An 11,906-nucleotide genomic window follows, 5' to 3' on the forward strand; every position below is an offset into this window, starting at 1 on the left:
AGGGACCAAGATGAGAAAAAAATTCTTTGGCTTTTTGCCCAAAAAAGAAAGTGCATCAAAAACCAATTATCATGCAGCTGAACTTTCGGAAAAGGAAATGATGGGAGTTGAAGGAGCTTCTAGTGCCTATTTAGAACATTTTTACGAACAGGATAAAGTGAAAGGTGTATTGGATCCCATTTATCAAAAAGCATTTTAAATAAAAGAAGTCATTCAGCAATTAAACTGAATGACTTCTGATCAATAGAGATATTAGTAACCTTCAGGTTCTCGGTCGAATAACCCGATAATCTCCTTCACATCTACTTTGATGGCAACTTTAGGCGACTCGGTTTGCGGTGCATCAGAGGCTTGAAAAGCAGATGCAGAATCAGTGGCTGTGACAAGAGAAGCAAAAAGTGTAAGGGAAACGAGTAATTTTTTCATGAATGATAATCTCCTTTTTGTTGGATATTTTTTTCTTATATCCATCATAAGGCGGGAGACTGGTTGAAAAAAATTGGTAAAATTCGCTCTTTTATTCTTGATGAAATCTTGGATTTAAACAGGTTTTTTTACCCGAAAACTGTTAAGTAACTGACGCAATGAGCAAAATGCTAAAAAAACTTAAGGAAGGAGGATGCGCAATGGAGATTGCCTTTCCATTTACCATTTACACAGACACGGAAACTGACATGCACTTATCGAACAACAAGCCGCTGATCCACTTGAATACACTGGCCCAAATCTGTTTCCGCGCTTTTTCCCAGGCATCGGGTCTGCCAAAGCCTGAAATTGTCATTCTCGATGATAAAGCTGTAGAAGGGGTTAGCCAGTCGGGTCGATTCGAGATGGATTTTGATCACAATTACTTTAAAAAAGTAGGGGAAATCAGTTCAGAGCTTGCAAAAGAAAAAAGATTTCGATTGGGCCTTTTGTATGAAAAGAATGCCGAAGAAGAACAAGTGATTGAAAGCTACGAAAAGGCGGTTCTTCTGCACGGAGAATTAACAATTGTCCGCGAAAGCAAACAACTGGATTCAAAAGAAACAGCCATTCAATGGATTACAGACTAAGGAGATGATTTCATGAACAAGCTATTGCAATATGGACTCTTAGCGATTGCGGGTGTACTGGTAGTCGTAGTGTATAAAACATTTTTCTAAAGAGAGGAAGATAGATGATGAACCTGACAATAAACGATGTGAACAAGCATTTCGGACCGTATCATGCAGTAAAGAACTTGTCTTTATCAGTAAGCCAAGGCGAAGCCGTGGGACTGCTGGGACGAAACGGCGCAGGAAAAACGACGACGATCCGGATGATTCTCGGGTTATTGCAGCAGGAAAGCGGAAGCATCGAATGGGGAGGAAAGTCATTCTCACGGAAAGAAGTCAAACTGGGCTATTTGCCTGAGGAAAGAGGGCTTTATCCGAAGATGAACATGATGGACCAACTGGTTTATTTTGGCCAATTGGAAGGCATGAGCAAGCGTGCTGCAAAGCAGGAGGCGATGAAATGGATTGAACGATTGGAAATAAGCCAGTATATCAAAAAAGACACAGGAGATTTATCGAAAGGAAACCAGCAAAAAATTCAATTGATCGCTGCGCTTATGCATGATCCGGATTTGATTATTTTGGATGAACCTTTCAGCGGACTTGATCCTGTTAATGCCCAAATGTTGGAGCAGGTGATAGAAAGTCTGATTCAAGAGAAAAAAACCTTAATCTTCTCAAGCCATCGAATGGAGAGCGTTGAATCATTTTGCGATCGGGTCTATTTGATGAAGCAAGGCGAGGTCGTGCTTTCAGGATCCATCTCGGATATCAAGACCCAATACGGATTTAAGTATGTAAATATCGAATCTACCCAGCCCCTGGAAGAATATTTGATGGGCTTGCAAACTGAGTTTATAAAAAAGGGGAAAGAATATCAATTACAGGTAAAAACCATGGATCAAGGGTTATACCTCATCGAAAAAATAAAAAGCTTGGTTCCGATTCGGAAAATCGGCATCGCCGATCCATCATTAAACCAAATCTTTATTGAAAAGGCAGGGGATTGAGATTGAGAAATTTTTATCTGGTCTTTAAACAATCTTTTCGGGAAAGAGTGACTTCGAAGTCCTACCTTACGACAACGTTTGCGTTGATTCTGATTTCCATATTCGCCATTTCATTGCCCAGCATCTTGGAGAATTTTGCGGATCCGAAAGAAGAAATGGTGGTTGTATCCAATGCCGCCGATATAACTGTCTCGGAACTGGAAAAGCAATTGACCGATTGGGAGTGGAAAGAAGGGGCACAACAGCAGATAGAATCTTTGAAAAAAGAAGCGCAGGAAGGAAAAATTGCTGGCTTATACCTAATTGATGACAATGCCAGCAATTATTCTGTGACCTATTTTTCCAAATCGAATGACGTCGCTTTAAATTCGTCTCTGTCCCAGTATCTTCAGGCGAAGAATACGCAAAGAATTGCCGATAGCAACGGTATGTCGGAAGCGGATCAACAGTCCTTGTTCGTTCCGGTTGCCATGGAAAAAGGACAATTCACTTCAGAGAATGAAGTATCGGTGTTTGTGATTTACTTGATGCTGATGTTCATTTTGATGGCAGTTATGATGTATGGCACAACGATTGCAACCGGCGTCGCCTCAGAAAAAGCTTCACGGGTCATGGAAGTAATGGTGACAAAAGTAAACCCGCTGGCGATGATTTTCGGTAAAATATTCGGAATCGCTTTAGCAAGCCTCATGCAGTTCGCCGCTTTCTTTGGATCTGTTGCGTTGTACTTGAAATCAGGGCTTGTGGAACCCGCACAAAGTTTAGGGAATTTTGACTTGAATCTATCGGCGCTGACAGCCGAACATTGCGTGTACTTCTTCATCTTCTTTTTATTGGGGTATTTATTATATGCTTCTCTATATGCGGTGTTCGGTTCCATGGTCAGCCGTCCTGAAGAACTGAACGGAACGACGATGCCAATTTCTATTCTCTTGATGGTCAGTGCTTTCTCGGGAATCCTTTTTGTCATGGATGACCCTGCATCAACGCTATCCAAGTTCATGGCAACATTTCCGTTTACCTCACCATTCAATATGATTATTCTGATCATGAAAGACGCTGCATCATTTGGGGAAATCGCTCTATCCATCGGCTTGCTGGTGATCACCACCTTTGCATTCGGTTATTTTGCAGCAAAAGTCTATCCGAAAGGCATCCTTCACTTCGGAGAAAATTTGAAACTGCGTCAGCTTATTATGAGGAAGTCATAAATTGCTTCTCTGGTTGTGTTTGCAAAAACGCGCTTTTGCGGTAAGCTAAATGAAAGAATAATTGAATAACCGTAACAGGTGCCCTTCGGGGAGAATAGGGAATGAAGTGAAAATCTTCAGCGGTCCCGCCACTGTAACGGGGAGTTTTACAGATTTGCCACTGGAGATTGGTCCGGGAAGGCCTGTAAAACGGTGATCCGGAGCCAGGAGACCTGCCTGCTTACGTTCTGCTGATAGATCATGGAAAAGTCTTTAGTTTATTTGTTCACGCAAATAAACTGGAGGCTTTTTCTTTTGAATTCAGAAAGGGGAAGAGAAGGATGAATGTATTGCAGCAAACAATGGAGCGTATTGAAGAGTTGGACCAGGAAATGATGGAGAAAGCGCGGGAGCGGGTGGACAGTCTGATCAAGCCACCGCACAGTCTCGGAAAGCTGGAGGAACTCGCTGTGCAATTGTCCGGGATTTCGGGAGTGTTGTATCCAGAGTTTGATCGAAAAGCGATTATCGTGATGGCTGCCGACCACGGCGTTTATGAGGAAGGGATTTCTTCCAACCCGCAGGAAGTGACATATGCGCAAACGATGTTCATCGCAAAAGGCATCACCGGAGTCGGAGTTTTGGCGAAAACAGCGGGAGCGGAAGTGGTCACCGTCGACATCGGCGTTAAAGGAGACTTTCCGAATGATGCAGGGGTGATCGGCCGGAAAATCAGGCAAGGCGCAGGCAATATTGCGACAGGGCCGGCGATGACGATAGAAGAAGCGATCCGCTCGCTGGAAACGGGGATTGCCATTGCAGAAGCGGAAATCCAAAAAGGCGCCAATCTGCTGGGGACCGGCGAAATGGGCATCGGCAACACCACGCCAAGCACCGCCATTTTATCGGTGCTTGGAAACATTCCATCTGAAGAGATTACCGGCAAAGGTGCAGGCGTCGGCAGTGGAGGAATCTCGCATAAAGCCCAAGTCATTAAGAAAGCGATTGAAACGAACCGGCCGGATAAAGACAATGCCATCGACGTTTTGGCCAAAGTCGGTGGACTGGAAATCGGCGGCATGGCAGGTGTCATGATCGGAGCGGCAGCAAACCGCGTGCCGGTTGTACTGGATGGGTACATCTCCACCATTGCGGCGCTGATAGCGGTGTCGATCGAACCGAAAGTGAAACATTACCTGATTGCTTCGCATGCAAGCGCTGAACCGGGCGGGAAAAAAGCAAGTGAATTGCTGGGCATCCAGCCGGTGCTGCATATGGAGATGTGTTTAGGTGAAGGGTCGGGCGCCGCTTTAGCATTCCCACTTGTAGATGCGGCCTGCCGGATAATGAAAGAAATGGCCACGTTTTCGGAAGTTGGCCTTAAGATTTGATGAAGAGAGGAGAAAAAGATGTTTACTGAAGAAGAAAAAAGAGGTGTATATAAAGCAATTTACACTAGAAGAGATATTCGCAGCTTTTTGCCGACGCCTGTCCCGGAAGAACTGATCACCACTATTCTGGAGGCTGCACACCATGCGCCGTCCGTAGGATTCATGCAACCCTGGAATTTCATTATCGTATCTTCATCTGAAACAAAAGAAAAGCTGGCCTGGGCCGCAGATAAGGAGCGGCGGGCACTGGCCATTCATTACGAAGGGGAGAAAGAAAACAAGTTTCTCGGATTGAAAGTAGAAGGCATAAAGCAGGCGCCCGTAACGATTTGTGTAACTTGTGATCCGACAAGAGGCGGCTCTCATGTCCTGGGGCGCAATTCCATTCCTGAAACAGACGCTTTATCTACGGCCTGTGCCATCCAAAATATGTGGTTGGCTGCCTGTGCAGAAGGCTTAGCGATGGGCTGGGTAAGCTTCTATAAGAAAAACGACGTCCGGGACATCCTGGACATTCCGCCGCATGTCGATCCGATCGCCCTTCTGTCGCTTGGCTATACGCAAGATTATCCCGACAAACCGATTTTGGAAGCAGCGGGATGGGAAAAAAGGCGTTCGTTAGAAAACCTGGTCTTTGAGGATAAATGGAGTGGGAAACTAAACGCATAAATGAAAAAGAACAGGCAACGCGTATCCAAACGCGTCTCCTGTTCTTTTTTAATTTATACCTGTATTTTTTACTGATTGACCAAGCCTTTATTGATTTCCGTCAGTGCAGAATTGACTTCGAAAATCTTGGCATGGACCGGTGAAATGCCAAACCCTGCTAAGCGGTTGGTGTGCATATCTACGTATTTTTCAGCGGTCTCTTTTGTTTCAAAAAGATAAATGCCGCCGGCTTCTTTTGTTTCCGGATTTTCAGTCCAAATCTTCCATAGAAAGCCCTCTTCCTGGTTGATGCTTTTCGCCAGTTCTGTAAACGCTTCTGCCATTTCATCTCCGAAAGGGCCGTCCATCTGAAAATCTACTTGCAGGATATATGCCATGTCGTTTTCCTCCTTATTTTGTGGCTGTTGTGAAATAGGATTCCCCTAAAATTTTATGAGCCTGATAACGGCCAGGGGCGAGTTCTTTTTCAATAAATGCATTTATCTCTGTTGGTTCCACATCGTACATCACTTCAATTTCCTTGGAAAACAGCAGTTGTTCTTTTTCCAGCAGCTGAGAAAGTGCAGGTTGCGGCTTGGCTTGCAGATCTTCCTGATTCAGCACTTGCTTCAAGCCTTCCACATAGGATTCGAACGGCCGGCCGCCGACAAGTTTGACGCCTTTGTTGTCTTCATTGACCATGATGATGGAAGGGAAGCCACGGGCACCCAAACTTCTGGCCAATGCAAAATCTTCATTCAATGCCTGTTGTCCGGCTGGTTGTTCTGCCTGCTGCACAATGGCTTCACCATCAAGGCCCATTTGATTGACGATGTCGATCATAACGGAAGCCTCTGAAATGTTTTGGTTGAATGCGAAAAGGGCTTCTCTTGCGCGCCGCAAGTATTCGTTCGCCTTGGCTTCGCTATGGACTTCCTGAATCACTTTAAAGACGCGGGAAGGGGGATAAGACGACTGGACAGGGTTGTCGATCATCAATGTTCCGTCAATCGGCATTCTTGAATGGTCGCCGACTTCTCTCCAATGGCCTGCGACGTCGGCTGGCTTATAGATGCCATTTGCAGGATCGATGGGCCCGTCATGCCATTTTTCCAGCAAGCCGCCCATCACGGTCTGGAAGTTGAAATGTTCACCGTACTGTTCTGTGAATCGGCGCATCACCGGTTCGATGGCCCAGCAATGGGAACAGATCGGATCTGTTACATAATAAAGGGTAACTGATTTTTGAGGCTTACTGAAATCAATGAGTCCGGTTTCCTCTTCTTCTGCAACTCCGCAAATGCCTGTTTCGATATCACACATCATATTGTTATTTTTCATTTTTATTTCCTCCTCCTGCTAAATTGGGTGTAGCTGATTGTTTTCGGTTAGCTTATTTGCTTTACAATTCGATCTTAAGCCATAATGAAAGCAATCAACACCAATAGTTCCGGTGATTTGTCGCTTATGCAACACATTCCGGAAATTGTCGGAAAAGGAGTGAAAGGCGAATGACGCAAACCAAGACGGACCCACGCGTGATCCGAACCCGTAAATTGATTATGGATTCCTTCATCACGCTTTCAGAAGGAAAAGAGTTCAAGGATATTACGGTAAAAGACATCACAGCCGAAGCCATGATTAACCGGGCGACGTTCTATCACCATTTCGAGGATATATACGATTTATTGGAGAAGGCCTTATCGGAAGTTTTATTGGTGAATCTGGATTCAGACACTTACCGGAACGATGAATTGAACGAAGAGACATTCGTCAAAATCTTCGAAGCGGTCACCAATTTCCAAACCTCCCTCTCGAACCGGTGCCACCGGGGATACGAAGATACCATCGCCCGGATTATACGGGAGCAGCTCGAAGTCCTGTTCCATAAACTATTGGTGAAGCAAAAGGGAATCGGGCAAGAAGGAGCCCTTAAAACTACTGCGGTCATGCTCAGTTGGGGAATCTACGGGGCATCGGTGGAATGGAAAAGGAACAGCCAAGCCTCTCCGGAAGAATTCATCAAAGCGGCTGTCCCTTATATCGAGCATGGCATTCATTTTAATAAGTAAGGAATGAAAAGTGGGGAGGCGATGGGATGGCAAGCATCCAGGATATTGCCAGAATAGCAGGCGTTTCTGTTGCGACTGTTTCACGTGTGTTGAATAACCATCCATATGTGAAGAAGGAAAAAGTAGAAGCGGTGGAAAAGGCCATTGCAGAAACGGGATATATCCAAAACATCAATGCCATCAATTTGAAAAAAGGCAAAACAAACCTGGTGGGAGTCGTGCTGCCCATCGTGGATCATCCGTATTTTTCGCAATTGATACAAGGGATCTCTCAAGCGGCAGCAAGCCATCACTATAAGCTGGTTCTTTACCAGACCGGTTATCATGAAGGCCAGGAAATGGAAGCGTTGGAGATGTTGAAGCTCAAGCAAATCGACAGCCTGATCATTTGTTCGAGGAAAGTTTCGCTGGAGATCATCGAGCGCTATCGCCAATACGGCATGATCGTGCTATTCGAAAATGGCGGAACTACGCCGTTGAGTTACACCTTCGTCGATCATTACACCTGTTTTATGAACGCATTGGCTCATCTGTATGACAAGGGGCATCGGGAGATTGGGTTCTCCATCAATCGATCCGACGGCACAAACAGCAGATACCGTGAACAGGCATACCAGGATTTTCTGAAAATGAAGGGCTTACCTTATCATGAAGAATATATGGTGAGGGATTGTCTGTACCTGGAAGACGGTGAACGCATATTAGAACGGTTTTCACAGCTTCAGCACCGTCCGACAGCTCTGCTGGCAACGAGTGATCAAGTAGCGGCTGGCATTGTGATTGCCAGCTCCAAATACGGCATCTCCATTCCAGAAGATTTGGCGATCATCGGATTCGATAATCACCCAATCGCCAAAGCGATGGACATCACCACCATCGGCATCCCTTTGAATTCCATCGGCCAGCTTCTGTTCGGCCAGACCTTATCAAAAGAGATGTCACACGAAGAAGTTGCCGTCCGCTTGATTGAAAGGCGGACTGTTTGAAGAGCTTTTGTATACGACAAAAAGCAGCGTGATCGTTAAACAGTAATGGCAAAGAGTCTGGTGCAATCATGCCCCGGAAAGGGTTACACTCACAAAAGACATCTCCAACTGCCACAAATCAACGAAAGCTGCTTCTTGTTTTCAGCATACGGTATGATATCGTTCTCAGGTCAAGGAGATTCCTGTAATTCTTTTGAGGATCGCACTCAAATAAATAAGGCGAATCGCATCTTACTTGCGATCCGCCTTTTTTCGTTTACACGTTCTGTTTGCTTTCCACTGTCGTACCTAGATTATGTTCCATATAATCCTTGCCCCATTCATACATCGAGTCAAGAATGGGAATGAGGGTTCTTCCTTGGTCGGTGAGGGAGTATTCCACTTTCGGCGGAACGACCGGATAGATTTCGCGGTGCACAATCAGGTGTTCTTCCAGTTCGCGCAATTGAGTCACCAGCATGCGCTGCGTAATGCCCGGCATCAGGTTTTTCAGTTCGCCGAACCGTTTTGTTCCTTCTTTGCCCAAATGCCACAGGATCAGCATCTTCCACTTTCCGCCGATGATGGAAAGGGTCAGTTCTTTTTCGCAATTAAAGCTTTTTTCTCCCAAGTTGGGCATGTTCTTCGCTTCCTTCCAGTATTTTTCCAGCGTTTGCCGGTTCCAAAATGAATTTATCGATGGCGTGCATTACACCTTCGTCATTGTTCGAGAGGGAAATATAATCCGCCATGTCTTTTACTTCCTGGACAGCATTTCCCATGGCGATGCCGAAACCGGCTGCCTTCAACAGTTCAGCATCGTTGTGGTTGTCGCCGATGCCGATGATTTCTGAACGGTCGATGCCCAACTCGTTCGCCAAGAAAAAAAGGGCGCTTCCTTTATTGGCTTCCGGATGTGTTACTTCCAGGTAAGTTCTCTTTGATTTTGCGATATAGGCGGACTCCCCGAATAATAACTGCAATTCCTTTTGCAGGGGATCCAAAACTTCCGGCTCGTCAATAAAGAGCAATTTCGTAAATCCTTTTTGAGCCAGCGCGATTAGGTCCGGCTCTATCGTATACGGAACTTGGACGGCATTCGCATAAGCAATCAGCTTGTCTGTTTCTGCAGCACCGTAAAGAATGTCGTCTTGGTAGACTTGCAGGTGAATATTTTTCTCACGGGCGATTGTGAGCAGTTTTTCTGCAATATCAGGGGAGACCGGGCGTTCATACAATGCTTCCGCTTCGCCTGCGATTCTGATCATAGCACCTTGGTAGGTGATCAGCGGGGCATGGATCCCCAACTGCTCGGCAATCAATTTAGCGGATGAAAACATCCTCCCCGTCGCAATCGTTACCACGGTTCCCATTCGGATCGCTTTTTGGATGGTCGCCGCGGTATTCGGTGAAATGGTCAACTCATCCGTGAGCAGCGTGCCGTCAAGATCGATTGCTATCATTTTATACATGGGCTCTCTCCTTGAAGTTTCTTTTTATCCTGCTTTCTGAAGCGATTAAAAATTCAGTTCATCAAACAGCAGAACTCGGGCAGGTGAAGCATCCGTACCCGTTAATTTTAATGGCGCCGCCACCATGAAGTATTCGCCTTGCTGGACTTCCTTTAAAGCCAAACCTTCTATGATGATGATGTCATGGGCAAATAAAGTTTTATGCGTCGGATGGCCTTCCTGGCTTCGTTCGATGCCAAGTGCGTCTATTCCAACTCCGCGAATCCCCACTTGGGACAGATAGTCTGCGCCGTCTTCCGCAAGAAAAATGAAATCAAAATTGAAATTTTCGTCAAATGAGTTTTTCGTTTTAAATAGAACAAAGTCATCTTTTTCGAGCTCGAATCTTTCCAGATCCGCTTTTGAAATGCCTTTCTCTGTTGCGGTCAAATCCAAGACTTTGCATTTTCCGACAAGTTTATCCAACGGAATCGATTCAAACGTTTCTCCATCCACAATCATATGAAGCGGGGCATCGATATGGGTCCCGGTATGGACATCCATCTCCAGGCGCGTTTCAGTTACATAGCCGTTTGTCCGCGGGTTTATTTTTGGCTGTTTTTCCGGTTTGTCCTTATAGACGGCCATTCCTTCGTAGATGGTACCTGTTACATCATACATTTTCATTTCTTCCATCCTTTCGTTGCGCACATTATTTTAAGCAGTACGTTCACATTGGCATGTTATTTACATGTCTGTCCAGTGAAAGCTCTTGAGTCCGCAACATTGCAATAACGACCGGTGGATCGTCCCTGTATCTCGCTGAACAATGAAAATAAGCCTGAGCCGAAATGACTTCAGGCTCAGGCTTATTGGTTTTCATTCTAAATTGGCGTGTCTGCCGTACATGGTGTCGGATTTCAGCCCTTTTTTATCCATAAACCTTAGAATCACCGCATCGTAGAAAAGGAGAAGCGATTGCTCGAACAGGGAGCCCATCGGTTGAATGGATTTGCCGCTTTCGCCGTCCGCTTTCGCTTGAGCCGGTATTTCAATCACGATGTCCCCGAGGCTGCCGATTGCAGACTCCGGATTTATGGTGATGGCCACTACCGTTGCCCCGATGGCTTTCGCTTTTTTCGTCATGGCAACAAGGCTTTGGGTTTCGCCGGAACCGGAACCGACGATGAAAATATCATCAGGTTCCAGATTCGGAGTTACCGTTTCCCCTACCACATATGCATCCAGTCCCACATGCATCATGCGCATGACGAATGCTTTCGCCATAAAGCCGGAGCGGCCGCCGCCTGCCACAAATATTTTTTTTGCCTGCAGGATGCCAGCCACCAGTTTTTCGGCTTGTGCGTCATCAATGAGCGTGAGGGTCTGTTTCAGTTCATCCAATATTTCATCGGCGAAGCCTGTGGTGTTCATGTTATACCGTTACGCTTTCTTTGATCAACTGTTGGATTTTCTCAGCTTCTGCGCCTTTGTCTTCTTTGCTTGTGATGCCGCCGCCGACGATGATCAGGTCAGGTTGTGCTTTGATCACTTCAGGCAATGTCTCCAGTTTGATGCCGCCTGCAATGGCTATACGGGCATTTTTCACGACGCTTTTGATGGTGCGCAGGTCTTCAAATGAATCTTTGCCTTCTGCCTGCAAGTCGTATCCAGTGTGTACACAGATGTAATCCGCGCCAAGCAGGTCAAGTTCTGCCGCACGTGTTTTGATATCTTTGACGGCAATCATATCAACCAGGATTTTCTTGCCTGTTTTTTTAGCTTCTTCAACTGCGCCTTTAATGGATGAATCTTCTGCTTGTCCAAGGATTGTAACGATATCTGCTCCTGCAGCAACCGCATTCGACACTTCATAAGCTGCCGCGTCCATGATTTTCACATCTGCGAGAACTTCCAGATTCGGAAAGGCTGCTTTCATTTCTGAAACGGCTTTTAGGCCTTCTTTGTTGATGACCGGCGTTCCGATTTCAACGATATCGATAAATGCCTCTACTTCTTTAACTAATTCGATTGCTTGTGGAATGTCTACTAAATCTAATGCCAATTGTAATTTCATATATGTGTATCTCCTCGTTTTTTGATTTTGCTTCCCGCTCAGTGTAAGCCTTGCTGTTGATTATG

Annotated in this window: 16 protein-coding genes and 1 riboswitch; of the genes, 8 read left to right on the forward strand and 8 right to left on the reverse strand. The window is 45.6% G+C overall.

Annotation, left to right across the window (positions count from 1 at the left end):
- Positions 1-10: 10 nt before the first annotated feature.
- Entirely contained in the window at positions 11-199 is a 189-nt protein-coding gene (locus tag H9630_RS06800) for a hypothetical protein (RefSeq protein WP_191714748.1), read from the forward strand.
- A 53-nt stretch (positions 200-252) separates the two neighbouring features.
- On the opposite strand, the gene H9630_RS06805 is transcribed toward H9630_RS06800, so the two are convergent.
- The gene (locus tag H9630_RS06805; RefSeq protein WP_191714749.1) at positions 253-426 is read right to left on the reverse strand and encodes a hypothetical protein; all 174 of its coding nucleotides are present in this window, start codon (positions 424-426) and stop codon (positions 253-255) included.
- Between the two features lie 200 nt (positions 427-626).
- Between H9630_RS06805 and H9630_RS06810 the strand changes: the two genes are divergently transcribed.
- The 5 genes from H9630_RS06810 (at position 627) to bluB (ending at position 5,297) form a co-directional block, all read left to right on the forward strand.
- Positions 627-1,055 carry a hypothetical protein gene (locus H9630_RS06810; RefSeq protein WP_191714750.1) on the forward strand — a complete coding sequence of 143 codons (429 nt, stop codon included), beginning with the start codon at positions 627-629 and terminating at the stop codon, positions 1,053-1,055.
- Positions 1,056-1,162: 107 nt separating this feature from the next.
- Positions 1,163-2,047, forward strand: coding sequence for an ABC transporter ATP-binding protein (locus tag H9630_RS06815; protein ID WP_191715079.1), 885 nt, complete (start codon positions 1,163-1,165; stop codon positions 2,045-2,047).
- Between the two features lie 2 nt (positions 2,048-2,049).
- A complete protein-coding gene (locus tag H9630_RS06820; protein WP_191714751.1) occupies positions 2,050-3,258 on the forward strand; it encodes an ABC transporter permease in 1,209 nt (402 codons plus the stop codon).
- 59 nt (positions 3,259-3,317) lie between these two features.
- Positions 3,318-3,492, forward strand: a riboswitch (cobalamin riboswitch).
- Between the two features lie 86 nt (positions 3,493-3,578).
- Entirely contained in the window at positions 3,579-4,628 is a 1,050-nt protein-coding gene (cobT, locus tag H9630_RS06825) for a nicotinate-nucleotide--dimethylbenzimidazole phosphoribosyltransferase (protein WP_191714752.1), read from the forward strand.
- Between the two features lie 18 nt (positions 4,629-4,646).
- Positions 4,647-5,297, forward strand: a complete 651-nt coding sequence (bluB, locus tag H9630_RS06830) for a 5,6-dimethylbenzimidazole synthase (protein ID WP_191714753.1) — start codon at positions 4,647-4,649, stop codon at positions 5,295-5,297.
- Between the two features lie 68 nt (positions 5,298-5,365).
- Here bluB and H9630_RS06835 read toward each other — a convergent pair whose 3' ends face one another.
- The gene (locus tag H9630_RS06835) at positions 5,366-5,674 is read right to left on the reverse strand and encodes a monooxygenase (protein ID WP_191714754.1); all 309 of its coding nucleotides are present in this window, start codon (positions 5,672-5,674) and stop codon (positions 5,366-5,368) included.
- Positions 5,675-5,687: 13 nt separating this feature from the next.
- Positions 5,688-6,617, reverse strand: coding sequence for a DsbA family protein (locus H9630_RS06840; RefSeq protein WP_191714755.1), 930 nt, complete (start codon positions 6,615-6,617; stop codon positions 5,688-5,690).
- A 170-nt stretch (positions 6,618-6,787) separates the two neighbouring features.
- Here H9630_RS06840 and H9630_RS06845 point away from each other — a divergent pair, with 170 nt between their 5' ends.
- On the forward strand, positions 6,788-7,348 hold the full coding sequence (locus tag H9630_RS06845) for a TetR/AcrR family transcriptional regulator (RefSeq protein ID WP_191714756.1): 561 nt from the start codon (positions 6,788-6,790) through the stop codon (positions 7,346-7,348).
- Positions 7,349-7,374: 26 nt separating this feature from the next.
- A complete protein-coding gene (locus H9630_RS06850) occupies positions 7,375-8,334 on the forward strand; it encodes a LacI family DNA-binding transcriptional regulator (protein WP_191714757.1) in 960 nt (319 codons plus the stop codon).
- 256 nt (positions 8,335-8,590) lie between these two features.
- Here H9630_RS06850 and H9630_RS06855 read toward each other — a convergent pair whose 3' ends face one another.
- From H9630_RS06855 to hxlA, 5 genes are all read right to left on the reverse strand, one after another.
- A complete protein-coding gene (locus H9630_RS06855; RefSeq protein ID WP_191714758.1) occupies positions 8,591-8,953 on the reverse strand; it encodes a winged helix-turn-helix transcriptional regulator in 363 nt (120 codons plus the stop codon).
- Positions 8,925-9,785 (reverse strand): Cof-type HAD-IIB family hydrolase, encoded by an 861-nt coding sequence (locus H9630_RS06860; RefSeq protein WP_191714759.1) that lies wholly within the window; start codon positions 9,783-9,785, stop codon positions 8,925-8,927. The genes H9630_RS06855 and H9630_RS06860 overlap by 29 nt, the downstream gene beginning before the upstream one ends.
- 45 nt (positions 9,786-9,830) lie before the next feature.
- A complete protein-coding gene (locus H9630_RS06865) occupies positions 9,831-10,451 on the reverse strand; it encodes a cyclase family protein (protein ID WP_191714760.1) in 621 nt (206 codons plus the stop codon).
- A 192-nt stretch (positions 10,452-10,643) separates the two neighbouring features.
- On the reverse strand, positions 10,644-11,198 hold the full coding sequence (hxlB, locus tag H9630_RS06870) for a 6-phospho-3-hexuloisomerase (protein WP_191714761.1): 555 nt from the start codon (positions 11,196-11,198) through the stop codon (positions 10,644-10,646).
- Position 11,199: 1 nt separating this feature from the next.
- Complete coding sequence (gene hxlA, locus H9630_RS06875; protein WP_191714762.1) at positions 11,200-11,841, reverse strand: 3-hexulose-6-phosphate synthase; 642 nt, start codon at positions 11,839-11,841, stop codon at positions 11,200-11,202.
- Between the last annotated feature and the right edge of the window lie 65 nt (positions 11,842-11,906).

This window comes from Planococcus wigleyi, from assembly GCF_014836985.1.
Taxonomy (GTDB): Bacteria; Bacillota; Bacilli; order Bacillales_A; family Planococcaceae; genus Planococcus; species Planococcus notacanthi.

Bases quoted from the DNA above. Each gene is read 5' to 3' on its own strand.
- H9630_RS06800 (WP_191714748.1), top strand. From the start codon at position 11: ATGAGAAAAAAATTCTTTGGCTTTTTGCCCAAAAAAGAAAGTGCATCA.
- H9630_RS06805 (WP_191714749.1), bottom strand. From the start codon at position 426: ATGAAAAAATTACTCGTTTCCCTTACACTTTTTGCTTCTCTTGTCACA.
- H9630_RS06810 (WP_191714750.1), top strand. From the start codon at position 627: ATGGAGATTGCCTTTCCATTTACCATTTACACAGACACGGAAACTGAC.
- H9630_RS06815 (WP_191715079.1), top strand. From the start codon at position 1,163: ATGAACCTGACAATAAACGATGTGAACAAGCATTTCGGACCGTATCAT.
- cobT (WP_191714752.1), top strand. From the start codon at position 3,579: ATGAATGTATTGCAGCAAACAATGGAGCGTATTGAAGAGTTGGACCAG.
- bluB (WP_191714753.1), top strand. From the start codon at position 4,647: ATGTTTACTGAAGAAGAAAAAAGAGGTGTATATAAAGCAATTTACACT.
- H9630_RS06835 (WP_191714754.1), bottom strand. From the start codon at position 5,674: ATGGCATATATCCTGCAAGTAGATTTTCAGATGGACGGCCCTTTCGGA.
- H9630_RS06840 (WP_191714755.1), bottom strand. From the start codon at position 6,617: ATGAAAAATAACAATATGATGTGTGATATCGAAACAGGCATTTGCGGA.
- H9630_RS06845 (WP_191714756.1), top strand. From the start codon at position 6,788: ATGACGCAAACCAAGACGGACCCACGCGTGATCCGAACCCGTAAATTG.
- H9630_RS06850 (WP_191714757.1), top strand. From the start codon at position 7,375: ATGGCAAGCATCCAGGATATTGCCAGAATAGCAGGCGTTTCTGTTGCG.
- H9630_RS06855 (WP_191714758.1), bottom strand. From the start codon at position 8,953: ATGCCCAACTTGGGAGAAAAAAGCTTTAATTGCGAAAAAGAACTGACC.
- H9630_RS06860 (WP_191714759.1), bottom strand. From the start codon at position 9,785: ATGTATAAAATGATAGCAATCGATCTTGACGGCACGCTGCTCACGGAT.
- H9630_RS06865 (WP_191714760.1), bottom strand. From the start codon at position 10,451: ATGAAAATGTATGATGTAACAGGTACCATCTACGAAGGAATGGCCGTC.
- hxlB (WP_191714761.1), bottom strand. From the start codon at position 11,198: ATGAACACCACAGGCTTCGCCGATGAAATATTGGATGAACTGAAACAG.
- hxlA (WP_191714762.1), bottom strand. From the start codon at position 11,841: ATGAAATTACAATTGGCATTAGATTTAGTAGACATTCCACAAGCAATC.